The 24,315-nt window shown below is 72.6% G+C and carries 22 protein-coding genes; 15 read left to right on the top strand and 7 right to left on the bottom strand.

Annotated features, from left to right (window positions below; translation table 11 throughout):
- Window positions 1-139: 139 nt before the first annotated feature.
- The 4 genes from ACWCQM_RS14170 to ACWCQM_RS14155 all read right to left on the bottom strand — a co-directional run bounded on the left by ACWCQM_RS14170 (window position 140) and on the right by ACWCQM_RS14155 (window position 3,313).
- Window positions 140-829: a response regulator gene (locus tag ACWCQM_RS14170; RefSeq protein WP_450915552.1), complete on the bottom strand. Its 690-nt coding sequence runs from the start codon at window positions 827-829 to the stop codon at window positions 140-142.
- On the bottom strand, window positions 826-2,094 hold the full coding sequence (locus ACWCQM_RS14165) for a sensor histidine kinase (RefSeq protein ID WP_450915551.1): 1,269 nt from the start codon (window positions 2,092-2,094) through the stop codon (window positions 826-828). Before ACWCQM_RS14165 ends, ACWCQM_RS14170 begins: the two co-directional genes overlap by 4 nt.
- 147 nt (window positions 2,095-2,241) lie before the next feature.
- Window positions 2,242-2,520, bottom strand: coding sequence for a PspA-associated protein PspAA (gene pspAA, locus ACWCQM_RS14160; protein WP_073747627.1), 279 nt, complete (start codon window positions 2,518-2,520; stop codon window positions 2,242-2,244).
- A gap of 10 nt (window positions 2,521-2,530) precedes the next feature.
- Complete coding sequence (locus ACWCQM_RS14155; protein WP_450915575.1) at window positions 2,531-3,313, bottom strand: PspA/IM30 family protein; 783 nt, start codon at window positions 3,311-3,313, stop codon at window positions 2,531-2,533.
- Between the two features lie 297 nt (window positions 3,314-3,610).
- On the opposite strand from ACWCQM_RS14155, the gene ACWCQM_RS14150 reads away from it, so the two are divergent.
- The 3 genes from ACWCQM_RS14150 (at window position 3,611) to ACWCQM_RS14140 (ending at window position 6,152) form a co-directional block, all read left to right on the top strand.
- The gene (locus ACWCQM_RS14150; RefSeq protein ID WP_073747626.1) at window positions 3,611-4,210 is read left to right on the top strand and encodes a DUF3043 domain-containing protein; all 600 of its coding nucleotides are present in this window, start codon (window positions 3,611-3,613) and stop codon (window positions 4,208-4,210) included.
- A 59-nt stretch (window positions 4,211-4,269) separates the two neighbouring features.
- Window positions 4,270-5,004 carry a class I SAM-dependent methyltransferase gene (locus ACWCQM_RS14145; RefSeq protein ID WP_450915574.1) on the top strand — a complete coding sequence of 245 codons (735 nt, stop codon included), beginning with the start codon at window positions 4,270-4,272 and terminating at the stop codon, window positions 5,002-5,004.
- Between the two features lie 74 nt (window positions 5,005-5,078).
- A complete protein-coding gene (locus ACWCQM_RS14140) occupies window positions 5,079-6,152 on the top strand; it encodes a S1C family serine protease (protein ID WP_450915550.1) in 1,074 nt (357 codons plus the stop codon).
- A gap of 53 nt (window positions 6,153-6,205) precedes the next feature.
- Here the strand turns inward: ACWCQM_RS14140 and ACWCQM_RS14135 are convergent, their stop codons facing one another.
- Window positions 6,206-6,409: a hypothetical protein gene (locus ACWCQM_RS14135; RefSeq protein ID WP_033300039.1), complete on the bottom strand. Its 204-nt coding sequence runs from the start codon at window positions 6,407-6,409 to the stop codon at window positions 6,206-6,208.
- 86 nt (window positions 6,410-6,495) lie between these two features.
- On the opposite strand from ACWCQM_RS14135, the gene ACWCQM_RS14130 reads away from it, so the two are divergent.
- On the top strand, window positions 6,496-7,698 hold the full coding sequence (locus ACWCQM_RS14130) for a bifunctional adenosylcobinamide kinase/adenosylcobinamide-phosphate guanylyltransferase (protein WP_450915549.1): 1,203 nt from the start codon (window positions 6,496-6,498) through the stop codon (window positions 7,696-7,698).
- A gap of 113 nt (window positions 7,699-7,811) precedes the next feature.
- Entirely contained in the window at window positions 7,812-8,996 is a 1,185-nt protein-coding gene (gene cobT / locus ACWCQM_RS14125; protein ID WP_450915548.1) for a nicotinate-nucleotide--dimethylbenzimidazole phosphoribosyltransferase, read from the top strand.
- A gap of 8 nt (window positions 8,997-9,004) precedes the next feature.
- Here cobT and ACWCQM_RS14120 read toward each other — a convergent pair whose 3' ends face one another.
- On the bottom strand, window positions 9,005-9,778 hold the full coding sequence (locus ACWCQM_RS14120; protein WP_450915547.1) for a hypothetical protein: 774 nt from the start codon (window positions 9,776-9,778) through the stop codon (window positions 9,005-9,007).
- 86 nt (window positions 9,779-9,864) lie between these two features.
- On the opposite strand from ACWCQM_RS14120, the gene ACWCQM_RS14115 reads away from it, so the two are divergent.
- The 8 genes from ACWCQM_RS14115 to ACWCQM_RS14080 all read left to right on the top strand — a co-directional run bounded on the left by ACWCQM_RS14115 (window position 9,865) and on the right by ACWCQM_RS14080 (window position 21,302).
- Window positions 9,865-10,647 carry an adenosylcobinamide-GDP ribazoletransferase gene (locus ACWCQM_RS14115; RefSeq protein ID WP_450915546.1) on the top strand — a complete coding sequence of 261 codons (783 nt, stop codon included), beginning with the start codon at window positions 9,865-9,867 and terminating at the stop codon, window positions 10,645-10,647.
- Window positions 10,648-10,833: 186 nt separating this feature from the next.
- On the top strand, window positions 10,834-12,381 hold the full coding sequence (locus ACWCQM_RS14110) for a leucyl aminopeptidase (RefSeq protein ID WP_450915545.1): 1,548 nt from the start codon (window positions 10,834-10,836) through the stop codon (window positions 12,379-12,381).
- 353 nt (window positions 12,382-12,734) lie between these two features.
- Complete coding sequence (lpdA, locus tag ACWCQM_RS14105) at window positions 12,735-14,123, top strand: dihydrolipoyl dehydrogenase (protein ID WP_450915544.1); 1,389 nt, start codon at window positions 12,735-12,737, stop codon at window positions 14,121-14,123.
- Between the two features lie 56 nt (window positions 14,124-14,179).
- Window positions 14,180-15,940 (top strand): 2-oxoglutarate dehydrogenase, E2 component, dihydrolipoamide succinyltransferase, encoded by a 1,761-nt coding sequence (sucB, locus tag ACWCQM_RS14100; protein ID WP_450915543.1) that lies wholly within the window; start codon window positions 14,180-14,182, stop codon window positions 15,938-15,940.
- A 149-nt stretch (window positions 15,941-16,089) separates the two neighbouring features.
- The gene (locus ACWCQM_RS14095; RefSeq protein WP_450915542.1) at window positions 16,090-16,713 is read left to right on the top strand and encodes a GntR family transcriptional regulator; all 624 of its coding nucleotides are present in this window, start codon (window positions 16,090-16,092) and stop codon (window positions 16,711-16,713) included.
- Window positions 16,714-16,980: 267 nt separating this feature from the next.
- Window positions 16,981-19,650, top strand: coding sequence for a pyruvate dehydrogenase (acetyl-transferring), homodimeric type (aceE, locus tag ACWCQM_RS14090; RefSeq protein WP_450915541.1), 2,670 nt, complete (start codon window positions 16,981-16,983; stop codon window positions 19,648-19,650).
- A gap of 81 nt (window positions 19,651-19,731) precedes the next feature.
- Window positions 19,732-20,697 (top strand): helix-turn-helix transcriptional regulator, encoded by a 966-nt coding sequence (locus ACWCQM_RS14085; RefSeq protein ID WP_450915540.1) that lies wholly within the window; start codon window positions 19,732-19,734, stop codon window positions 20,695-20,697.
- Window positions 20,698-20,780: 83 nt separating this feature from the next.
- On the top strand, window positions 20,781-21,302 hold the full coding sequence (locus ACWCQM_RS14080) for a DUF4240 domain-containing protein (protein WP_450915573.1): 522 nt from the start codon (window positions 20,781-20,783) through the stop codon (window positions 21,300-21,302).
- A 3-nt stretch (window positions 21,303-21,305) separates the two neighbouring features.
- Here ACWCQM_RS14080 and ACWCQM_RS14075 read toward each other — a convergent pair whose 3' ends face one another.
- Window positions 21,306-21,833: an N-acetyltransferase family protein gene (locus ACWCQM_RS14075; RefSeq protein WP_450915539.1), complete on the bottom strand. Its 528-nt coding sequence runs from the start codon at window positions 21,831-21,833 to the stop codon at window positions 21,306-21,308.
- Between the two features lie 61 nt (window positions 21,834-21,894).
- Here ACWCQM_RS14075 and ACWCQM_RS14070 point away from each other — a divergent pair, with 61 nt between their 5' ends.
- Window positions 21,895-22,794 (top strand): TIGR01777 family oxidoreductase, encoded by a 900-nt coding sequence (locus tag ACWCQM_RS14070; RefSeq protein ID WP_450915538.1) that lies wholly within the window; start codon window positions 21,895-21,897, stop codon window positions 22,792-22,794.
- Window positions 22,795-22,999: 205 nt separating this feature from the next.
- Complete coding sequence (locus ACWCQM_RS14065; RefSeq protein WP_450915537.1) at window positions 23,000-24,313, top strand: NAD(P)/FAD-dependent oxidoreductase; 1,314 nt, start codon at window positions 23,000-23,002, stop codon at window positions 24,311-24,313.
- Window positions 24,314-24,315: the final 2 nt, after the last annotated feature.

Below are 24,315 nucleotides of genomic sequence, written 5' to 3'. Positions count from 1 at the left end.
GCGCGATCCGGGACGGTGACCATCGGGGACACAGCCCGCCCACCTATACGTTCGCCCATCCCGTGCGCGAAATCGTCGGCCTGCGGGTGGCTCTCTCACGCCTGGCGTACCGCGTCTGGAGTAGCCGGACCTCCACCCGTCAGTCCACCCGGGGGCGCACCAGGCCCGATTCGTAGGCAATGACCACCAATTGGGCCCTGTCCCGCGCGCCCAGCTTCGCCATGGCCCGGTTCACATGGGTCTTCACGGTGAGGGGGCTGACGACGAGCCGGTCGGCGATCTGGTCGTTGGAGTGGCCTCCCGCGACCAGCACGAGCACCTCGCGCTCGCGGCCGGTGAGCGCGTCCAGACGCGCGGAGTACTCCGCGGAGTCCGGGCCCTCCCCCGTGCTGCCGCCCTGGGCGAGGAAGGTGGCGATGAGCCCTTTGGTGGCCGCGGGGGAGAGCAGCGCCTCGCCGGCGGCGGCGACACGGATGGCGTTGAGCAGCTCCTCGGGCTCCGCCCCCTTGCCGAGGAAGCCGGAGGCACCGGCGCGCAGCGACTGCACCACGTACTCGTCCACCTCGAAGGTGGTGAGCATGACGATCCGTACGCCCGCGAGGTCCGGGTCCGCGCTGATCGCCCGGGTGGCGGTGAGTCCGTCGGTCCCCGGCATCCGGATGTCCATCAGGACGACGTCGGCACGGGTCGAGCGGGCCAGTTCCACGGCCTGGGCCCCGTCCGCGGCCTCGCCGACGACCTCCATGTCGGGCTCGGAGTCGACCAGCACCCGGAACGCGCTGCGCAGCAGTGCCTGGTCGTCCGCGAGCAGCACCTTGATGGGCGTCATGCGCGTCCCCCCGTCCTCTCCGTCGCGCCCGGTCCGTCCGGGGCGAGTGCGCGGGAGGTGACCGGCAGGATCGCATGCACCCGGAATCCCCCTCCGTAACGGGGTCCCGCCGTGAGGGTCCCGCCGAGTGCCGTGACGCGCTCGCGCATGCCGATCAGCCCGTGTCCGCCCCCGTCGGCGGGATCGCACGCGGAATCCGTGCCCCTGCCGTCGTCCAGGACGGTGATCTCGGCCGTGTGTCCGACCCGCACGACGCTCACCTCGGCCTTGGCGTCGGCGCCCGCGTGCTTGCGTACGTTGGTCAGGGCCTCCTGGATGATCCGGTAGGCCGCGAGGTCGGCCGCCGCGGGAAGCGGGCTGTCCGGGTCGGTGCAGGCGACCTCGACGGGGAGCCCGGCGTTGCGGAAGGTCTCCACCAGCGCGTCGAGGACGGCGAGGCCGGGAGCGGGTTCGGTGGGCGCCTCCGGGTCGCCGGACTGGCGCAGCAGCCCGACCGTGGCCCGCAGTTCGTTGAGCGCGGAGCGGCTGGCCTCCCGCACATGGGCGAGGGCCTCCTTCGCCTGGTCCGGGCGCTTGTCCATGACATGGGCCGCGACCCCGGCCTGGACGTTGACCAGGGCGATGTGGTGGGCGACGACGTCGTGCAGGTCCCGGGCGATCCGCAGCCGCTCCTCGGCGACCCTGCGGCGGGCCTCCTCGTCGCGGGTGCGTTCCGCGCGTTCGGCGCGTTCCCGGATCGCGTCGACGAACGCCCTCCTGCTGCGCACCGCGTCCCCCGTGGCGCAGGCCAGGCCGCTCCAGGCGAGGACACCGAGGTTCTCCTGGCTGTACCAGGGGCTCGCGCCGACCACCATCGCGGAGCCGGTCAGCACCCCCATGGTCAGTATGCCGACGCGCCAGGTGGTGGGGCGGTCGGTGCTGGAGGCGATGGTGTAGAGCGCTATGACCGCGCTCATCACGACGGGGGCCGGCGGGTCCATCAGGAGGAATTCGGTGGCGGACAGGAAGCCCGTCACGGCGAGCACCGCCATGGGCCGTCGTCTGCGCAGGACGAGCGCCGCGGCGGCGAGCACCATCAGGAGCACGCTCGACGGTTCGGGGGTACGGGCGCCGAAGTCGGGTGCCCCGTGGCCCGCATTCGGCTCGGCGAGGGACGCGAGGATCATGCAGACGAGCACGGCGGCGGCGAGTCCCGCGTCGAAGGCGAGAGGGTGGCCGCACAGCCAGCCGCGGGCACGCACGAACCCGGTTCCGAGGGTGGTCACGTCGAGCAACGGTACGGCGTGTCGTCGACGGGCGGGTCCGGGCGGTGTCCGGCCCCGGTCACGGAGGTGTGCGCACGGCACGGTGCCCCGCACCGGACGCAACCGGGGCGGGGCACCTTCTGGAGTGCGGAGCGGGACAGGTCCTCCTCAGCCGGGGATCAGCCCGTCGTCGCGGAGCATGGAGCGCACCTCTTCGAGCGTGGCGTCGGGTGACGGCAGGATCAGTTCGGACGGCTCCAGGGAGTCGTCGGGGAGCGGAGAGCCCAGCTCGCGCACCTTGTCCAGGAGCGCGTGGAGCGTGGTGCGGAAGCCTGGTCCGTCACCGCTCTCCATCTCCGCGAGGAGGATGTCGTCGAGCTCGTTCAGCTCGGCGACATGACTGTCGGCCAGGCTGACCTGGCCCTCCCCCATGATCCGTACGATCATGACGCCGCCCTTACTGCTTGTCGAACTTGTGCGGGGACTGCTGCGACTGGGGTGCCGCGTCCTGCGCACCACCTTCGATGGCCTGCTGCTGCCCTGCGGAACCGCCGGCCAGCTCGGCCTTCATGCGCTGCAGTTCCAGCTCCACATCCGTACCACCGGAGATCCGGTCCAGCTCGGCGGCGATGTCGTCCTTCGCCGTGCCGGACGCGTCGTCGAGGGCGCCGGAGGCCAGCAGCTCGTCGATGGCTCCCGCGCGGGCCTGGAGCTGCTGGGTCTTGTCCTCGGCCCGCTGGATAGCGAGGCCGACGTCGCCCATCTCCTCGGAGATGCCCGAGAACGCCTCGCCGATACGGGTCTGGGCCTGGGCGGCGGTGTAGGTGGCCTTGATGGTCTCCTTCTTGGTACGGAAGGCGTCGACCTTGGCCTGGAGCCGCTGGGCCGCGAGAGTGAGCTTCTCCTCCTCACCCTGCAGCGTCTGGTGCTGCGTCTCCAGGTCGGTGACCTGCTGCTGGAGGGCGGCACGCCGCGACAGCGCCTCGCGGGCCAGGTCCTCGCGGCCGAGCGCGAGTGCCTTGCGTCCCTGGTCCTCAAGCTTGGACGACTGTCCCTGCAGCTGGTTCAGCTGCAGCTCCAGGCGCTTGCGCGAGGTCGCCACATCGGCGACGCCGCGGCGTACCTTCTGAAGCAGTTCGAGCTGCTTCTGGTACGAGTAATCGAGGGTCTCGCGCGGATCCTCGGCCCGGTCCAGGGCCTTGTTTGCCTTCGCGCGGAAGATCATTCCCATCCGCTTCATGACACCGCTCATGGGCTTCGCGCGCCCCCTTCTGACGTGACTGAGCTCCAGCACTCCAACAGAACCCACAGTACGGGCCCTGTCTCCATTACCGCACTGTTCGAGCACGGATGTGCTCCTCCCCAAGGACGACTGCCACCGGTGACCGCTCCCGCCCAGGGAGTAGAGAAACCTCGGGGAAACCAGGGGTGACGTCCGTTCTGCCCCTGTCGGGACACTTTTCAGGACGCAGGCCGTTGCCGGATCGTTCCCGGCCGGTCCTCGGTTGCCGCAGCCGACCCCGTACCCTTGGGTTTTGTGTTCCGTAGCCGTTCCAAGGAAGAGAAGGCCCCCACCGGCAAGGTGACGGCGGACCTCTCCAAGCAGCCCCGCGACCCTCAGGCTCCCAAGGGTCGCCCCACCCCGAAGCGCAGCGAGGCCCAGACGCAGCGCAGGCGTGCCTCCAGTGGTGCGCCGACCGATCGCAAGGAGGCCGCGAGGCGGCAGCGCGAAGCGCGCCGCGCGGACATGGCGAGGCAGCGCGAGGCACTCGCCTCGGGCGACGAGCGCTATCTGCCGGCGCGTGACAAGGGTCCCGTGCGGCGCTACGTCCGCGACTTCGTGGACTCGCGCTTCTGCATCGCGGAGTACTTCCTCCCGCTCGCTGTGATCATCCTGATCCTCAGCGTGATCCAGGTGCAGAACATCCAGAACATCTCGCTGCTGCTCTGGCTCGGCGTGATCGTGCTGATCGTCGTCGACTCCATCGGCCTGGGCCTCCGGCTCAGGAAGCAGCTGGCCCAGCGCTTCCCCGACACCCCGAAGCGCGGCGCGGTGGCCTACGGCCTGATGCGTACGCTCCAGATGCGCCGGCTGCGTCTGCCCAAGCCGCAGGTCAAGCGGGGAGAGCGGCCCTGAGCACGGAGACCTCCGGCTTCACGGGGGTTTCCTCCCAGTGGCTGGCCGGGCTCGGCGGACTGCGCAACGCGGTCCGCCAGGAGCTCGTCGCCCGCCAGCTCGACGAGCAGATAGCCGCGCGCTTCCCCGTGGGGCAGCGGCTGCGGGTGCTCGACGTCGGCATGGGCCAGGGCACGCAGGCGCTGCGGCTGGCGCGGGCCGGCCACTCCGTGACGGGCCTGGAGTCCGACGGCGAGATGCTGAGCTCGGCGCGGGAGGCGCTCGCGGGCGAGCCGGAGGGCATCCGGGAGCGGGTCCGGCTCATCGAGGGCGACGGCCGCGACACCGGGGTGCACTTCCTGCCCGGCAGCTTCGACGTGGTGCTCTGCCACGGCGTGCTGATGTACGTCCCCGAGCCCGATCCGATGCTGGCCGGTCTGGCCAGGATGCTGGCACCCGGCGGACTGCTCTCCCTGCTCGTGCGGAACGCGGACGCGCTCGCGATGCGGCCGGGGACGGCGGGCGACTTCGGCGCGGCCCTCGCGGCGTTCGACACGGACACCTACACGAACAGGCTCGGGCTCGACGTCCGGGCGGACCGGCTCGACGCCCTGCGGTCCACGCTCGCGGGGATCGCCGCGCCGCTGCACGCCTGGTACGGCGTGCGGGTCTTCACGGACAACGTGGGCAACGACGCGGAGCTGCCCGGCCCCGAGGAGCTGGCCCGGGTCTTCGCGGCCGAGGACCGTGCGGGGCGGACCGATCCGTACCGCGGGGTCGCCGCGCTGCTGCACCTGTGCGGAGTACGCGGCTGACACGGCGGGGACCGTACGCCTGATCGGCCCAGCAGCGCAGGCCGTCCGAGGCGTGCCCTGGCGATACTCCGGGCATGGACGCATCCCCTTCCCGCAGCCGGGTACGCCGCTCACTCACCCCCCTGGCCGCCGGTGTCTGCGCCATCGCCCTCGCGGGCGGCTGCGCCGCGTCGGCCCCCGCCCCTTCCGCCGCCCCGGTGCGCCAGGAGACGGCCGCCCGGGCCACGGGCGATCTGGAGCAGCAGTACCAGAGCGTGATCAGGGACGTGCTGCCCTCCGTCGTGCAGGTCGGCGCCGGGGAGGGCCTCGGCTCGGGCATCGTCTACGACGACAAGGGCCATATCGTCACGAACGCCCACGTGGTGGGCAAGGAGAAGACCTTCGACGTCAGCGTCGCCACCGGCGAGCAGGGGCTCAAGGCGTCCTTGGTCTCCGCCTACCCGGAGCAGGACCTCGCCGTCATCAAGCTCGACGACGTGCCCGAGGGGCTGCGGGCCGCGAAGTTCGGCGACACCGAGAAGGTCGACGTGGGGCAGATCGTCCTGGCGATGGGCTCACCCCTCGGCCTCTCCAGCAGCGTCACCCAGGGCATCGTGTCGGCCGTGGGCCGGACCGTGAGCGAGAGCAGCTCGGGTGGCGGCACCGGGGCGACGCTCGTCGACATGGTGCAGACCTCGGCGGCCATCAACCCGGGCAACAGCGGCGGGGCCCTGGTGAACCTCGACAGCGAGGTGATCGGCATCCCGACCCTCGCGGCGACGGACCCTCAGCTGGGCGGCAGCGCGGCGCCCGGGATCGGGTTCGCCATCCCCGCGTCGATGGTGCGCACGGTCGCCGACCAGATCATCGAGTCCGGGAAGGTCACCGACTCGGGCCGGGCGGGGCTGAACATCACCGGCCGCACGGTCGTCGACGACGAGTACCGGCCGGCCGGTGTCGCGATCGTGAGCGTCGAGGACGGCGGGGCCGCCGAGAAGGCGGGCCTGCGCGTCGGGGACGTCATCACCCGGATCGGCGACGACAGGATCACCACGATCACCTCGCTCTCGGAGGCCCTGGCGGGCTCGGATCCGGGCGACAAGGCCGAGGTGACGTACAGGCGGGGGGACTCGCAGAAGAAGGCCGACGTCACCCTGGGCGAGATCTGAGCGGCAGGGCCGTGGCCCGCCCGGGCGCGGGGGCGCGGGCGGGCCGGGCGGCCTCAGTCGGCCTGGAGGCTCATCGGGCCGTAGATCTTCGTCGTGTCCTCGAAGAGCGTCACCTGGTCCGCGCCGCCCTCCAGGAGCTCCTTCCAGAACTCACCGATCCAGGACTCCGCGTCGCCCTGGGTCGTGAACTCCTCCGGCTGCAGCGCCGGCTCCGTCTCCGTACCGTCGGACTTCTCGAACCGCCACGTCCACGCCATGTCCGCCTCCTGGGTCACGTTGCTCCCCGAAGACTAGTGGGTGTCCCGGGCGAGCAGGTGGTTCATGGACACGGGAGGATCGACACGTGGAACTGACTCTGCTCGGCACCGGAGCCCCCGACGGCCTTCCGCGGCCCGACTGCCCTTGCGCCGTCTGCGCGTCCTCCCGTGGTGCGCGGGCGCGCGCGGCGACCGCGCTGCTCGTCGATGACGCCCTGCTGCTGGATCTCACCCCGGGCGCCGTGTTCGCCGCGGCCCGCGCGGGCCGTTCGCTCGCGGCCGTGCGGCAGGTGCTGCTGACCCACCCTCACGACGGGCCCGCGATGGAGCTGCCCGCCTCGCTGCCGCCCGCGGGGCGGATTCCGGACGGCCAGGAGCTGACGCTGATCAGCGGGCACCGGGTGCGGGCGCTGGCGATGGACGCGCCGGGGACGGGGTACGAGGTGACGTCGCCGGACGGTGAGCGTCTGCTCTATCTGCCGCCCGGGGCCTCCCCCGCCGGTCTGGCCGACCCGGTGGCGGAGCCGTACGACATGGTCGTGTGCGATGTGGTCGCGCGGCCGGACGCGGTGGCGAGGCTGCGGGCGGTGGACGCCGTCGGGGCGGCCACCGAGGTGATCGCCGTGCATCTGGACCATGACGCGCCCCCGGGCGCGGAGCTGGACCGGCGTCTCGCCGCGGGCGGGGCGCGTGCCGTGCCGGACGGGACGACGCTGCCGGTGGGCGCCTACCACGCGGTGCCGGATGTGCCCCGGCGCACGCTGGTGACGGGCGGCTCCCGGTCGGGCAAGTCGGTGGAGGCCGAACAGCGCCTGGAGACCTTCCCCGAGGTGGTGTACGTCGCGACGGGCGGCCGCCGCGAGGGGGACCGCGAGTGGGAGGCCCGGATCGGACTCCACCGGGAGCGCAGGCCCGCCGCGTGGCGCACCGAGGAGACGTGCGAGCTGGCGGGCCTGCTGGAGGAGGACGGTCCGCCGCTCCTGATCGACTGTCTGTCGCTGTGGCTGACGGACGCGATGGACCGGGTCGGGGCGTGGGACGACGGGCAGTGGGCGGACGGCGGCGAGGAGAAGCTGCGCGAACGGGTCGCCGAGCTGGTCCGGGCGGTGCGCGGAACACGTCGTACGGTCGTCGCCGTGACCAACGAGACGGGCTCGGGCGTGGTGCCCGCCACGGCCTCCGGGCGGCGTTTCCGCGACGAACTGGGCCGTCTGAACGCCGCGTTCGCGGCGGAGTGCGAGCACGTCCTGCTCGTGGTGGCGGGTCAGGCCCTGGTGCTGCGGGGCTGATCTCAGGGCGGGTGCGGGGCCGGGAACGCGGAAAGGGGGGCCGGGTACTGTTCCGCAGAGGAGCCCCCGGCGGGTTCCGTCCCACCCAGCGCCGACCCGCGAGGCAGACCCCCGTGAATCTGGACGACTTCTCCGACCTGATCGAGCGCCCCGACGGGGGCGTACGGCGTGATGCCGAGGAACGCCGGGAGCGGCTGGCCGTGCCGTCCGGCGCCCTCGGCCGCCTCGACGAGCTGGGCGAATGGCTGTCGGCCGCCCAGCAGGCGGTCCCGGTGAAGCCGGTCGACCGGCCGCGCGTCGTGCTCTTCGCCGGTGACCACGGGGTGGCGGAGCTCGGGGTGTCCGGCCGGGCGGCGGGGTCCGCGCACGAGCTGGTGCGGGCCGTGCTGGACGGTGCCAGCCCCGTCGCCGTGCTGGCCCGCCGCTTCTCCGTGCCCGTGCGGATCGTGGACGCCGGCCTGGACTGCGACCCGGAGCTGCTGCCCGAGTCCGTCGTACGCGACCGGGTGCGGCGCGGCAGCGGGCGGATCGACGTCGAGGACGCGCTGACGGCCGAGGAGGCCGAGGCGGCCGTGCGTCTGGGTATCCGCATCGCCGACGAGGAGGCCGACTCCGGCACCGATCTGGTGGTGCTGGGTGACATCAGCGTCGGCGGTACGACGGCGGCCTCGACCCTGATCGCGGCCCTGTGCGGTACGGACGCCTCGGTGGTGACGGGGCGCGGCGGCGCGGGCATCGACGACCTGGCGTGGATGCGCAAGTGCGCGGCGGTCCGGGACTCCCTGCGGCGGGCCAGGCCGGTCCTCGGTGACCAGCTGGAGCTACTGGCCGCGGTGGGCGGAGCGGATCTCGCGGCGATGACCGGGTTCCTGCTGCAGAGCGCGGTGCGCCGGATGCCCGTGGTGCTGGACGGCGTGGTCTCGGCGGCCTGTGCGCTGGTGGCCCAGCGGGCGGCCTTCCGGGCACCGGACTGGTGGCTCGCGGGTCAGCTGAGCGGGGAGCCGGCGCAGCTGAAGGCGCTGGACAGGATGGCGCTGACCCCGCTCCTCGACCACGGGGTGACCGTGGGCGAGGGCAGCGGCGCCCTGCTGGCGCTGCCGCTCGTGCAGGCCGCGGCGGCGCTGGCGGCGGAGCTGCCCGAGCGCGCGGCCGACGAGCCGGAGAAGCCCGGGGAGCCGTCGGAGCCCGAGGAGCCGCGGGCATCCCCGGAGACCTCCGGGTCCCAGGCGTCCCCGGCCTCCCCGAAGTCCCCGGCGCCCTCGGAGTCCCCGGCGCCCTCCGCGGACCCGTCCGCCTGACCACGGGTTCAGGGACCGCTGCCGGTCCGGGGCCCCGGCAGCGGTGCCCGGTCCGGGGCCCCGCCGATGATGTCCTGGAACCTGCGTCGCGGCCCCACCCAGCGCACGTCGTGGTGATACGCCCTCAGCACCGCCCTGGCGCGGGCCCGGTGGCGGCGGCGGTAGAAGCGCTTCGCCCACAGCGAGGCGGGTCTGGCCAGCCGGAGCGCCCCGATCAGCGCGACGAACGGGACGAGGGTGCCGATGACCGCCATCCGGGCCTTGCCCTTGAACAGGGCGATCAGTACGAAGACGAAGTTGAGGACGTAGGTCAGGACGACCGTCAGCCGGTTCTGCTCCTGCTCGCCGCTCAGCTCGTCCACGCCGAACGGTGAGAAGCCCGCGAGCACGAGAAGGACCAGCGAGGCGGTGAGGACGACGACCTCCACGCTCTGGCGGCCCTCCTCGGTCCAGTACACGTCGTCGAGATGCAGGATCAGCGCGAACTCGTCGAGAACCAGGCCCGCGCCCACCCCGAAGACCACGGCGAGAATCGCGGCGGCGACGCTGTGCTGTCCGCTCGCCACCGCGCCGAAGCCTCCGACGACGGTGAGCACGACGCCGGGCACCACGTGGTGGACGTGCACGCCGCCCGGTGTGATGTTGCGGAACGGCCCCTTCCCGGCCCTGATCATCCGGGTGACCATCCGGGTGATGGCGAAGGTCAGCACGAACGCGCTCAGGGCGAGCAACAGCGGGAGCTTGCCCGGCTCGACGATGTTGTCCTGGAACCAGTGACCCATGCCACCTCCGCCCGACCGTCACTTATGAGGCTTTTGGGCCACTTCGCACAATCTAGCCCGGAGGAGCACCGGTTAGCCTGCGCGCCGTGACCTCCCTGAACATCCACGGCATACGTTTCGCCTTCGGCACCCTGACCGCGCTCCCCGTCCACGTCTCCCGATGGGACCGCGAGGCCGCCCGCGCGGGCATGCTGTGCGCCCCTCTCGCCGGACTGGTTGTGGGGCTGCTCGCCGCCGTACCGGGGGTGCTGCTCCTGCTGGGCGGTTCGGGTCCGCTGCTGGCGGCGGTGGCATCCACCGCGCTGCCCGCCGCGCTCACCAGGGGGCTCCACCTGGACGGGCTCGCGGACACCGCCGACGGGCTCGGCAGCGCGAAACCCGCCGAGGACGCGCTGCGGATCATGAAGCGGTCGGACATCGGCCCGTTCGGCGTGATCACCCTGCTCTTCGTGCTGCTGGCCCAGACCGCCGCGCTCTTCGAGCTGTACGGCCGGGGCTGGGCCGAGGGCGCCCTGGGCACGGTGACCGCCGCCGTCACGGCCCGGCTCGCGCTCACGCTGGCCTCGCGCCGCGGCGTCCCGCCCGCCCGGCCGGAAGGACTCGGCGCGGCGGTGGCGGGCACCGTCCCGCCGGCCGGCGCGGCCGTGGTCGCCCTCGCGGTGGCCGTGTGCTGCGCGGGGGCGGGAGCGCTGCTGGGCGGCCCCGGCGGCGCGCTGCACCACTGCGCCGCCGCCCTCGCGGGTGTCGCGGCCGCGCAGCTGATGCTGCGTCACTGCGTACGGCGCTTCGGCGGGGTGACGGGCGATGTGTTCGGTGCACTGGAGGAGACGGCGGCCACGGCGGCCCTGTTGGCCCTGACCCTGGGTTAGAAAGGGTCCGGCCCGGAGGCGGGGCACCCGCCCCCGATGCCCCGGACGGCCTGCCCCCGTGAGCCGGGCGCACGGGCGCGCGTAGGCTCGTTCCCGGCACATTGCGGCGGCGTCTACGATGCGCCGGGCACGGTCGGCCCACCCCTCGACCGGCACATCACTCAACGGAAGCGAGAAATCACCACCGTGACAGCTCTCACTCTCAGCACCTCAGGTGCGGCGACGCTGCGCGCCGACGCACTCGTCGTCGGCATCGCCAAGGGCGCCAAGGGCCTGGTCGTCGCACCGGGCGCCGAGGCCGTGGACAAGGCGTTCGACGGAAAGCTCGCCACCGTCCTGGAGACCCTGGGCGCCTCCGGTGCCGAGGGCGAAGTGACCAAGCTCCCCGCGCCGTCCGGCCTCAAGGTCCCGGTCGTCGTCGCGGTCGGCCTCGGTCAGGTCCCGGCGAAGGACGACGCGTACGACGCCGAAGCGCTGCGCCGTGCCGCGGGCAGCGCCGCGCGTGCGCTGAAGGGTTCGAAGAAGGCCGGCTTCGCGCTGCCGACGGAGTCCGCCGAGGACGCCGGGGCCGTCGCGGAGGGCGCCCTGCTGGGTGCGTACGCCTTCACCGCCTACCAGGGCGGCGAGAACAAGCTCGCCCCCAAGGCCGCGAAGTCCGCCAGGAACGACGCGAAGCTGCCGCTGGCCGAGGTCGCCCTGCTCGGCGCCAAGCCGCGCGACAAGGCGTTCAAGGCCGCCGCCGAGCGTGCCGTCGCGGTGACCGAGGAGATCAACCGGGCCCGCGACCTGATCAACACCCCGCCGAACGACCTGTACCCCGAGTCCTTCGCCGCCGTGGCCACCGCCGCGGGCAAGGAGCACGGCATCAAGGTCCAGGTCCTGGACGAGAAGGCGCTCGTCAAGGGCGGCTACGGCGGTCTGCTCGGCGTCGGCCAGGGCTCCACGCACGGCCCGCGCCTGGTCAAGCTGGCCTACACCCACCCCAAGGCGGAGAAGACGCTCGCCCTGGTCGGCAAGGGCATCACCTACGACTCGGGCGGCATCTCGCTCAAGCCGGCCGGGCACAACGAGACGATGAAGTGCGACATGAGCGGCGCCGCCGCCGTGTTCGCCGCCGTCGTCGCGGCCTCCCGCCTCGGCCTCCAGGTCAACGTCACCGGCTGGCTGGCGCTCGCCGAGAACATGCCGTCCGGCAACGCGACCCGCCCGGGTGACGTGCTGCGCATGTACAGCGGCAAGACCGTCGAGGTCCTCAACACCGACGCCGAGGGCCGGCTCGTCCTCGCGGACGCGCTGACCCGCGCCTCCGAGGAGAAGCCGGACGCGATCGTCGACGTGGCGACCCTGACCGGCGCGATGGTCCTCGCCCTGGGCAACCGCACCTTCGGTGTGATGTCCAACGACGACGCGTTCCGTACGTCGGTCCACGAGATCGCCGAGGAGGTCGGCGAGGCGTCCTGGCCGATGCCGCTCCCCGCGGACCTGCGCAAGGGCATGGACTCCCCGACGGCCGACATCGCCAACATGGGCGAGCGGATGGGCGGCGGCCTGGTGGCCGGTCTGTTCCTCCAGGAGTTCGTGGGCGAGGGCATCGCCTGGGCGCACCTGGACATCGCGGGCCCGGCCTTCCACGAGGGCGCGCCGTACGGCTACACCCCGAAGGGCGGCACCGGCTCCTCGGTCCGCACCCTGGTGCGGCTGGCGGAGCGCACCGCGGCCGGCGACCTCGGCTGACCCGCGCCCCGGCGTCCGCGCGGCCTCCGCGCGTGACGTTCGCTCACGGCGTTCGCGCGTCGTGCACGGCCCCGGGCATACGTCCGGGGCCGTGGGCGTTCACCCCAGTGGCCCCGACCGGCTTTTTTCCGGAAATCTGTACGCATCGGTAACCGTGCGGGGCCGGTCTTTGTCGTGCCCGGAGCAGGGGCCCGCGTCCCGTCCGCCCGCAACAAGTGCGAAGATGGGTTCTCGGCAGGACAGGGCCCCCACCACAGGGCCGAATAACGCAAGCGGCCGAACACCAGCCGACCGGCCGGTCACACCCCAGCGACGGGGCCCGGCGTACGGCGCACATGCATGGAGGACGTGACGTGGCGAACGACGCCAGCACCGTTTTCGACCTAGTGATCCTCGGCGGTGGCAGCGGCGGTTACGCCGCGGCCCTGCGCGGAGCTCAGCTGGGCCTGGACGTCGCACTGATCGAAAAGGGCAAGGTCGGCGGCACCTGCCTGCACAACGGCTGCATCCCCACGAAGGCGCTGCTGCACGCCGGCGAGATCGCCGACCAGGCCCGCGAGGCCGAGCAGTTCGGTGTGAAGGCCACCTTCGAGGGCATCGACATGGCGGCCGTCCACAAGTACAAGGACGACGTGATCTCGGGCCTGTACAAGGGTCTCCAGGGACTCATCGCCTCGCGCAAGGTCCACTACATCGAGGGTGAGGGCCGGCTCTCGTCGCCCACCTCGGTGGACGTCAACGGTCAGCGCGTCCAGGGCCGGCACGTGGTACTCGCGACCGGCTCCGTGCCGAAGTCGCTGCCCGGCCTGGAGATCGACGGCAACCGCATCATCTCCTCGGACCACGCGCTGAAGCTGGACCGCGTGCCGAAGTCCGCGATCGTCCTGGGCGGCGGCGTCATCGGCGTCGAGTTCGCCTCGGCGTGGAAGTCCTTCGGCACCGACGTCACCATCGTCGAGGGCCTGAAGCACCTGGTCCCGGTCGAGGACGAGAACAGCTCGAAGCTTCTTGAGCGCGCGTTCCGCAAGCGCGGCATCAAGTTCAACCTCGGCACCTTCTTCGACAAGGCCGAGTACACGCAGGACGGCGTGCGCGTCACCCTCGCCGACGGCAAGACCTTCGAGGCGGAGGTGCTGCTGGTCGCGATCGGCCGCGGCCCGGTCTCGCAGGGCCTGGGCTACGAGGAGGCCGGCGTCGCGATGGACCGCGGCTACGTCCTCGTCGACGAGTACATGCAGACCAACGTGCCCACGGTCTCGGCCGTCGGTGACCTCGTCCCGACCCTCCAGCTCGCGCACGTCGGCTTCGCCGAGGGCATCCTCGTGGCGGAGCGCCTGGCCGGTCTCAAGACCGTGCCGATCGACTACGACGGCGTGCCGAAGGTGACGTACTGCCACCCCGAGGTCGCCTCCGTCGGCATCTCCGAGGCCAAGGCCAAGGAGATCTACGGTGCGGACAAGGTCGTCGCGCTCAAGTACAACCTCGCGGGCAACGGCAAGAGCAAGATCCTGAAGACCGCGGGCGAGATCAAGCTCGTCCAGGTCAAGGACGGTGCCGTGGTCGGCGTCCACATGGTCGGTGACCGTATGGGCGAGCAGGTCGGCGAAGCCCAGCTGATCTACAACTGGGAGGCGCTGCCGGCCGAGGTCGCGCAGCTCATCCACGCCCACCCGACGCAGAACGAGGCGATGGGCGAGGCGCACCTGGCCCTGGCCGGCAAGCCTCTCCACTCCCACGACTGATCCAGTCCCGGGGACAACCGACCACTTCCGCACTTTCGTAAGGAGCAACTGAAACCATGTCGGTTTCCGTAACCCTTCCGGCGCTCGGCGAGAGCGTCACCGAGGGCACTGTCACCCGTTGGCTGAAGGCCGAGGGCGAGCGCGTCGAGGCCGACGAGCCGCTGCTCGAGGTCTCGACCGACAAGGTCGACACCGAGATTCCCGCACCCGCCTCCGGCGTGCTGGCCTCCATCAAGGTCGCCGAGGACGAGACCGTCGAGGTCGGCGCCGAGCTGGCCGTCATCGACGACGGTTCGGGCGCGCCCGCCGCCGAGGCGGCTCCGGCCGCCGAGCCGGCCCCGGCCCAGGAGGCTCCGGCGCAGGAGGCTCCGGCGCCCGCCGCCGAGGCCCCCGCGGCCGAGGCCCCGGCCCCCGCCGCCGCTCCGGCCGGTGGTGCCTCCGGCACCGACGTCACCCTCCCGGCGCTCGGCGAGAGCGTCACCGAGGGCACCGTCACCCGCTGGCTGAAGGAGGTCGGCGAGGAGGTCACGGAGGACGAGCCCCTGCTCGAGGTCTCCACGGACAAGGTCGACACCGAGATCCCCGCCCCGGCCTCCGGCGTGCTGCTGGAGATCGTCGTCGGCGAGGACGAGACCGCCGAGGTGGGCGCCAAGCTCGCCGTCATCGGCGCTCCCGGTGCCGCCCCGGCCGCCGCTCCGGCCCCCGCCGCCGCTCCGGCTCCGGCCCAGGAGGCTCCGGCCGCTCCGGCTCCGGCTCCGGCTCCGGCTCCCGCTCAGGCGGCTCCGGCCGCTCCGGCCCCGGCTCCCGCCGCCCCTGCTCCGGCCGCTCCCGCCCCGGCGGCGCCGGCTCCGGCCGCCGCCGCTCCGGCTCCGGCCGCGACCGCCGGTGACGACGGCGCGTACGTCACGCCGCTGGTCCGCAAGCTCGCCGCCGAGAACGGCGTCGACCTGGGCTCGGTCAAGGGCACCGGCGTCGGTGGCCGTATCCGCAAGCAGGACGTCGTCGCCGCCGCGGAGGCCGCCAAGGCCGCAGCCGCTCCGGCTCCGGCCGCCGCCGCTCCCGCGGCCAAGGCCGCGCCGAAGCTGGAGGCGTCGCCGCTGCGCGGTCAGACGGTCAAGATGACCCGCATGCGCAAGGTCATCGGCGACAACATGATGAAGGCGCTGCACTCGCAGGCCCAGCTGACCTCGGTCCTCGAGGTCGACATCACCAAGCTGATGAAGCTGCGCAACCAGGCGAAGGAGTCCTTCGCCGCCCGTGAGGGCGTCAAGCTGTCCCCGATGCCGTTCTTCGTGAAGGCGGCGGCCCAGGCGCTGAAGGCCCACCCGGTCGTCAACGCCCGGATCAACGAGGACGAGGGCACCATCACGTACTTCGACTCGGAGAACATCGGCATCGCCGTGGACGCCGAGAAGGGCCTGATGACCCCGGTCATCAAGGGTGCGGGCGACCTGAACATCGCCGGTATCGCCAAGAAGACCGCCGAGCTGGCCGGCAAGGCCCGCGGTGGCGGCCTCACCCCGGACGACATGTCGGGTGCGACCTTCACGGTCAGCAACACCGGTTCGCGCGGTGCGCTGTTCGACACGGTCATCGTGCCGCCGAACCAGGCGGCCATCCTGGGCATCGGCGCCACCGTCAAGCGTCCGGCCGTCATCGAGACCGCCGAGGGCACCGTCATCGGCGTCCGCGACATGACGTACCTCTCGCTCTCCTACGACCACCGTCTGGTGGACGGCGCGGACGCCGCCCGTTACCTGACCACGGTCAAGGCGATCCTCGAGGCGGGCGAGTTCGAGGTCGAGCTCGGCCTCTGAGCAGTACAGCTGTAACCAGCCTCACCAGCGGCGCCCCCGTCCGGAACACCTCCGGGCGGGGGCGCCGCCGTATTGTCTAGACACCACCGGTCACCTCCGGCCGCCGCGTCGGCCCCGGCAGCACCGGTTCGCCCTCGAAGGAGCACCTCATGACCCCGCCCGTCGTCCACTCGCTGCGCGAACAGATCCGCGAGCACATCGTGGAAGGGATAGTCAGCGGGCGCTGGAAGCCGGGCGAGCGGATCGTGGAGCGCCGTATCGCCACCGAGCTGGAGGTCAGCCAGACCCCGGTGCGCGAGGCGCTGCGCGAGCTGGAGACGCTGCGGCTGATCGAGTCGGCGCCCAACAAGGGCGTCCGGGTGCGCAATCTCACCGCGGCGGATCTGGAGGAGAGCTATCCCGTACGGGCCGGGCTGGAGCAGATCGCGGCGGAGCTGGCGGCCCCGGCCCTCGCCGAGGACTGCTCGGCGCTGACCCCGCATGTGACGGCCCTGTACGAGGCGGACCGGCTGGCCGACGGCGAGGCGCAGGTGCGGCACACGGTGGCCTTCCACCGGGAGATGGTGCGGGCCGCCGGGAACGCCGTGCTGCTGCACACCTGGGAGGGACTGGGCATCGAGGTGTTCACGGCCCTGTCGATCCGCTGGCTGGGCACGGTGCAGAAGTCGTACGCGGAGGAGCACGAGGCGCTCATCGAGGCCTTCCAGCGGCGCGACCCGCAGATCTCCGTGCTGGTGAAGCAGCACGTCCTGGGCTGCGCGCCGCGCGCCTGAGCACGGTTCGGGCAGGGCGCCCATCTGCGTCGCCGGGTGCTCGACCGTGCAGGTCAGCGCCCGTTTCGCCCCCTTGATCCCGTCACTCCGTGCCCCGTTTCGAGGCACCGCATGCCACTTTTCTTCATATCGAGAAGTTTTCCCCTTCACCCTTTGATCGATCATCGATCGGCGACTTACAGTTCATCCGCGGGCCCACCGGCCCGATCGCCCTGTCCTGCCAGTCAGGGCCTTCTCCACCCCCTCCCACTCCGGAAGGCGGCGATCATGACCGACCCCGTAGCAAAGCTTCCGAGCGAGCTCGACCAGCTCCCGGACCGCGACCCCGAGGAGACCGCCGAGTGGGCGGCCTCCCTGGACGCCGTCACCAAGGCCGCGGGCCCGCACCGCGCCGCGTACCTGATGCGGCGTTCGCTCCAGCACGCGGAGGGCGCCGGTATCGCGCTGCCCAAGCTGCTGGAGACCGATTACGTCAACACCATCCCGACCTCCGCCGAGCCCGCGTTCGACGGCGATCTGGAGATGGAATCGAAGATCACCGCGTGGAACCGCTGGAACGCGGCCGCGATGGTCACCCGGGGAGCCCGGTACGGCGTCGGCGGGCACATCGCCACCTTCGCCTCCGCCGCGTGGCTCTACGAGACCGGCTTCAACCACTTCTTCCGCGGCAAGGAAGGTGACGGCTCCGGCGACCAGCTCTACATCCAGGGCCACGCCTCGCCCGGCATCTACGCCCGCGCCTTCCTCGACGGCCGCATCAGCGAGCAGCAGCTCGACAACTTCCGCCAGGAGTCGGGTGGCAACGGCCTGCCCTCCTACCCGCACCCGCGGCGGCTGCCCTGGCTGTGGGAGTTCCCCACGGTGTCGATGGGCCTCGGTCCGCTCTCGGCGATCTACCAGGCGCGCTTCAACCGTTATCTCGCGAACCGCAACATCAAGGACACGTCGAACTCGCACGTCTGGGCCTTCCTGGGCGACGGCGAGATGGACGAGCCCGAGTCGACCGCTGCCCTCGCCCTCGCGGCCCGTGAGCAGCTCGACAACCTGACCTTCGTCATCAACTGCAACCTGCAGCGCCTGGACGGCCCGGTCCGCGCCAACTTCCGCGTGGTCCAGGAGCTGGAGGGCGCCTTCCGGGGCGCCGGCTGGAACGTCATCAAGACGCTCTGGGGCAACGCCTGGGACGAGCTGTTCCAGCTGGACACCACCGGCGCGCTGATCCGCCGGCTCCGCGAGGTCCCGGACGCGCAGTTCCAGACGTACGCGACGCGCGACGTGGCCTACATCCGTGAGCACTTCTTCGGCGCCGAGCCCGCCCTCGCGGAGCTCGCGAAACTCCTCAGCGACGCGAAGATCGCCGAGTGTTTCTACAGCTCCCGCGGCGGCCACGAGGCCCGCAAGGTGTACGCGGCCTACCGCGCGGCCGTGGAGCACAAGGGCGCGCCGACCGTGATCCTGGCCCAGACGGTCAAGGGCTACACGCTCGGCAAGGGCTTCGAGTCCAAGAACGCCAACCACCAGATGAAGAAGCTGTCGATCGACGAGTTCAAGGGCATGCGCGAGCTGCTCGGCCTCCCGATCCCCGACAGCGCCTTCGCGGACGGTCTCGTCCCCTACGGCCACCCCGGCGCCGACTCCCCCGAGGTCCGCTACCTCCAGGAGCGCCGTGCCGCCCTCGGCGGTCCGGCCCCCGCCCGCCGGGTGCACGCGGTGGCGCTGCCCGAGCCGGAGGAGCGCGCCTTCAAGGCCCTGTACAAGGGGTCGGGCAAGCAGGAGATGGCGACCACCATGGCGTTCGTACGCCTGGTGAAGGACCTGATGCGGGACAAGGAGACCGGCAGGCGCTGGGTTCCGATCGTCCCGGACGAGGCCCGTACCTTCGGTATGGAGTCGCTGTTCCCCTCGGCCGGCATCTACTCGCCGCTCGGCCAGACGTACGAGCCGGTCGACCGCGACCAGCTGATGTACTACAAGGAGGCCAAGGACGGCCAGATCCTCAACGAGGGGATCACCGAGGCCGGCGCCATGGCCGACTTCATCGCCGCCGCCACGTCGTACGCGACGCACGGCGAGACGATGATCCCGTTCTACATCTTCTACTCGATGTTCGGCTGGCAGCGGACCGGCGACCAGATGTGGCAGCTCGCCGACCAGCTCGGCAAGGGCTTCATCGTCGGCGCCACGGCGGGCCGTACGACGCTGACGGGTGAGGGCCTCCAGCACGCGGACGGCCACTCGCACCTGATCGCGTCCACGAACCCGGCGTCGCTCAACTACGACCCGGCGTTCGCGTACGAGATCGCGGTGATCGTCAAGGACGGTCTGCGCCGGATGTACGGCCCCGAGGCCGAGAACGTCTTCTACTACCTGACGGTCTACAACGAGCCGAAGCAGCAGCCCGCGATGCCCGAGGGCGTCGAGGAGGGCATCGTCAAGGGCCTGTACCGCTTCAAGGAGGGCACGCCGGCGTCCGCGGACGCCCCGCGCCTCCAGCTGATCGGTTCGGGCACGGCGATCCACTGGGCGCTCAGGGCCCAGGAGCTGCTGGCCGCCGACTGGGGTGTCACGGCCGACGTCTGGTCCGCCACCTCGTGGGGCGAGCTGCGCCGCGACGCGCTGGAGTCCGACGAGGCGCTGCTCCGCGGTGAGGAGCGCGTGCCGTACGTGACGCAGGCGCTCTCCGGCGCGCCCGGCCCGGTCCTCGCGGTCAGCGACTGGATGCGCGCGGTCCCGGACTCGATCAGCCAGTGGGTGGAGCAGGACTGGTCCTCGCTGGGTACGGACGGCTTCGGCCTCTCCGACACCCGTGAGGGCGCCCGCCGCCACTTCGGCGTCGACGCCGAGTCGGTCGCGGTCGCGGCGCTGGCGCAGCTGGCCCGCCGTGGCGAGATCCCGGCCTCCAAGGTCAAGGAGGCCCGGGAGAAGTACGGCATGTGACGTGCCCGGCGGGGCGGGTACCGGGGCTGTCCCGGTACCCGCCCCGCCGTCGTCGCCGGGCACGCCCCCACAATGGGGTGCATGCGCGCTGCCCGGCTCATCAAGATGGTGCTGCTCCTGCAGTCCCGCCCCTCCATGACCGCCGCCGAGCTGGCGGGGGAGCTGGAGGTGTCGGAGCGCACCGTGACCCGGGACGCCCAGGCGCTCTCCGAGGCGGGCGTGCCGGTGTACGCGGAGCGCGGCAGGGCGGGCGGCTACCGGCTGGTGGGCGGCTACCGCACCCGGCTGACCGGGCTGGCCCGCCATGAGGCCGAGGCCCTGTTCCTGTCCGGGCTGCCGTCCGCGCTGCGCGAGATGGGGCTCGACGACGCCGCTTCGGCCGCCCGGCTGAAGGTCTCGGCGGCCCTGCTCCCCTCGCTCCGGGACGCCTCGCACACGGTGGCCCAGCGCTTCCATCTGGACGCCCCCGGCTGGTACCAGGAACCGGTCACCCCCGAGCTGCTGCCCGCCGTCGCGGAGGCCGTCTGGGACGACCGGCCGGTCCGGGCCCGCTATCGGGGGCCGTCGGGCGAGGTGGAGCGGCAGCTGCTCCCGTACGGCCTCGTGCTGAAGGCCGGGGTCTGGTACCTCTGCGCCCGGGCCGGGGACGACTTCCGGGTGTACCGGATCGACCGGTTCACCGCCGTCGCCGCCTCGGAGACCCGCTTCGTACGGGACGAGGACTTCGACCTGCCGCGCTTCTGGGAGGAGCGGGCCGAGCAGTTCGCCCGGTCGATCCTGCGCACGGAGGTGACCGTACGGCTGTCGGAGGCGGGGGCGCGGCGGCTTCCGCACACCATGGACAGGGCCGCGGCCGACGAGGCGCTGGCCGGGGGCCCCGGTCCGGACGCGGACGGGCTGCGCACGGTGGTACTTCCGGTCGAGTCCGAGGAGGTGGCGTACGCCCAGCTGCTCACGCTCGGGCCGGAGGTGGAGGTCCTCGCACCCCCCTCCCTGCGCGAACGCTTTGCCGATACCGCCGAACGGCTGCGCGAGCTCTATCGCTGAAGTGGCCCGGAAGTGATGCCGAAGGCTTCATTTCGGTGTCTGGGCGTGCGTGGCCCCCCGGCGGGGCAGATGCTGGACCAGTGATGGACGAGACGGAGTTCTGGGAGATCATCGACAGCACCCGCGAGGCCGCCGACGGCGACCCCGAGGACCACGCCGATCTGCTCGTGGAGCGGCTGGTGCGGCTCGATCCCGACTCCGTGCTGGACTTCGCCCGACATTTCGAGGCCCGCTACAACCGCGCGTACCACTGGGATCTGTGGGGTGCGGCGGCCGTACTGCTGGGCGGGGCGAGCGACGACGCGTTCGACTACTTCCGCTGCTGGCTGATCGGGCAGGGCCGGGAGGTCTTCGAGGGCGCGGTGCACGATCCGGACGCGCTCGCCGAGCTCCTGGACGACTTCGACGACGAGCTGGACGGGGACGGCGAGGATCTCGGCTATGCCGCCGACGAGGCGTACGAGCAGCTCACGGGGGTGGTCGCCCCCGACCTGGGGCTGCCGCCGCAGGCCACGGAACCCGCGGGCACGCCCTTCTCCTTCGACGACGACGCCGCGCTGGCCGAGCGGTTCCCCGCGCTCTGGGACCGCTTCGGCCCGGCCTGAGGCTCAGTCCGTCAGCGAACGGCCCATCAGCACGTCGTCGACGTACCGCCCGCCGAGGAAGAACTCCCCGGGCAGTACGCCCTCGACGGCGAAGCCCTCCGCCGCGTAGAGCGCCCGCGCGGGGGTGTTGTGCCCCAGCACCCGCAGCGTGAGCCGCGCCGCGCCCTGGCCGCGCGCCTCGGCGTACGCGGCGCGCAGCAGCGCACGGGCGACCCCGTGGCGGCGCGCCCACTCGGCGACGGCCAGCCCCTGTATCTGGCGTACGTGTGCGTTGCAGGCGAGCGGGGTCGGCCGGGCGAGCCGTATGTATCCGGCGACGCGCGGCCCGCCGGGGCCGGTGTCGGCCTCGGCGAGCAGGAACTCCTCCGGCCGGTGGAGCGCGTCGAAGAAGGGCTCGTAGGGCGGCACCGGCCTCGGCTGCACGGCGTGGAGGGTCGACCAGGTGGCCCGGTCGAGCTCGCCCAGCGCGTGTTCGTCCTCGGGCACGGCGGGGCGGACGGGGCGGAGGGACCGGATCTGTGGCGCGGACATGCGCGCCACTGTGTCATGCGTGTCCCGTGTGGCCGGGGGCGCATGGGGCAGGATGGTCGCCATGCTGCGTTCCCGTATCGCCGTCACCGGATCGACCGGACTCATCGGAGCCGCGCTGGTGCGCTCGCTGCGAGCCGACGGGCACGAGGTGGTGCGCCTCGTGCGCCGCCCGGCCTCCACCGGCGACGAGGTGGAGTGGGACCCGAAGCGCCAGTACGTCGATGTGGCGGGCCTGGTCGGCTGCGACGCGGTCGTGCATCTCGCGGGGGCGGGCGTCGGGGACCACCGCTGGACCGAGGAGTACAAGCGGGAGATCCGCGACAGCCGGGTGCTGGGCACGGCGGCCGTCGCCGAGGCCGTGGCCTCCCTGGACACCCCGCCGAAGGTGTTCCTGGCCGGTTCCGCCGTCGGCTTCTACGGGGACACCGGGGACCGCGCGGTCGACGAGAGCGCGCCGCCCGGCGACGGTTTCCTGCCATCGGTGTGCGTGGAGTGGGAGGAGGCCACGGCTCCCGCCGAGGAGGCGGGCGTCCGGACCGTCCACGCCCGCACCGGTCTGGTGGTCTCCCGCAAAGGCGGGGCCTGGGGGCGGCTCTTCCCGCTCTTCAAGGCCGGGCTCGGCGGACGCATCGGGGACGGCCGGCAGTACTGGAGCTTCATCGCGCTGCACGACCACATCGCGGCGCTGCGCCACATCCTGGACACCGAGACCCTGTCGGGTCCGGTGAATCTCACCGGCCCCTCCCCCGCCACCAACGCCCAGGTGACGGCCGCGATGGGCCGGGTGCTGCGACGTCCGACGCTGTTCACCGCGCCGGCGCCCGCGCTGCGGGTCGCGCTCGGGGAGTTCGCCGGGGACGTGCTGGGCAGCCAGCGGGTGCTGCCGGGCCGGCTCATGGAGTCGGGCTTCGCGTTCGCCTTCCCCGGCATCGACGACGCCATCCGCGCCGCGCTGCGCTGACGCCGCCCGTCCACGCGGCGGAGGCCGCGAGCGCCCGCCCGGCCCCCGCGCCGGGCCGCCGTGCGACCCCGTGCTCCGGTGCCCTGGGTGCGTGCGACTGCGCGGGACTCGGCCGAACACCTAGCCTCGACCCGAACTCGGGCATTCCGGGGGCCTGTTGGGGGCAATAGCTCCCCACCAGTCGCACCGACTCGGGGAGGGGCACGTGCTCACGGCACACACAGCAGACCACGCGGATGTGGTCGTCATCGGGGCCGGGGTCGCCGGCCTGTCGGCCGCCCACCAGCTCATCGACGCGGGACTGAACGTCAGCGTCCTGGAGGCCGCCCCGCATGTGGGCGGCCGGATGGCCACCCACGACGTGGACGGTTTCCGGCTCGACCACCTGGGCCCGCTGCTCAGTTCCGCGTATCCGGAGCTGGACGCCACCCCGGGCCTGGAGGGCCTGGTCCTGCGGGACTTCGCCCCCGGGGTGCTCGTACACAGCGGGGGGCGGCAGTATCGCGCCGGGGACGTACGGAGCGCGCGGGGCGCACTTCGAGCCGTACGCTCCCGACCGAGCGCCCCTCGCGCGCCCCTGGGCGGGGCGATCGAACAGGCCAGACTCGGCGCCTGGCTGGCCCGGCTCGCGGCCGTCCCGGAGTCCCGCATCGCGTCGCGTCCCGACGGACCCGCGCTCACCGCCCTGTCCGCGCGCGGCCTCTCCCCCAGGAGCCTCGGCGGATTCGTGCACCCGCTGCTCTCGGCGCTGCTCGCGGACCCGGGGCTCGACACGTCGAGCCGCGTCGCCGAGCTCACCCTCCGGGACTACGCACGCGGCCGGCTCTGTGTGCCCTCGGGCGGTTCCGCGACGCTGCCCGGGCTCCTGGCGGCCTCGCTGCCGCCCGGGACCGTGCGCACCGGGGTCCATGTGACCGCCGCCGACATCACGTCCGTACGCACCAAGGAGCACGGCGAGCTCGGCTGCCGGTCGCTGCTGCTGGCGACCGGTGCGGGGGCCGCCGCCGAGCTGCTGCCGGGGCTCCGGATGCCCACGTTCCAGCCGGTGACCGTGCTGCACCACACGGCTCCCCAGGCCCCGTCGACGGGGGCACGGCTGCTGCTGGACGCGGACCGCTCGGGGCCGGTCTCGCACACGGCCGTGATGAGCGAGGTCGATCCCTCGCGGGCCCCTGCCGGGCGGTCCCTGATCACCTCCACGGTGCTCGGCCCGCCGCCGCCGGACCTCGACCGCTCGGTCCGCTCCCACCTCGCCGCGCTGTACGGCACACCCACGCACGACTGGGAGCTGCTGGCGGCCCATCAGGACCCGGAGGCCGTCCCCACGATGCCGCCGCCGCACGATCCGCGCCGGCCGGTCCGGCTGCTCGCCGGGCTGTACGTCTGCGGCGACCACCGCGACACCAGCACGGTCCAGGGGGCCCTGCGCTCCGCCAGGCGCGCGGCCTCGGCGATCCTCGACGACCTGGGGGTGGGGCCGCGGCACGGCGACGGGCCTGTGCTGCGCGTCGCGGCGTAGGA

Source organism: Streptomyces sp. NPDC002125, from assembly GCF_053593715.1.
Note: the sequence above shows the minus strand (reverse complement) of the source record. Positions and strands in the feature narration are given on the sequence as shown.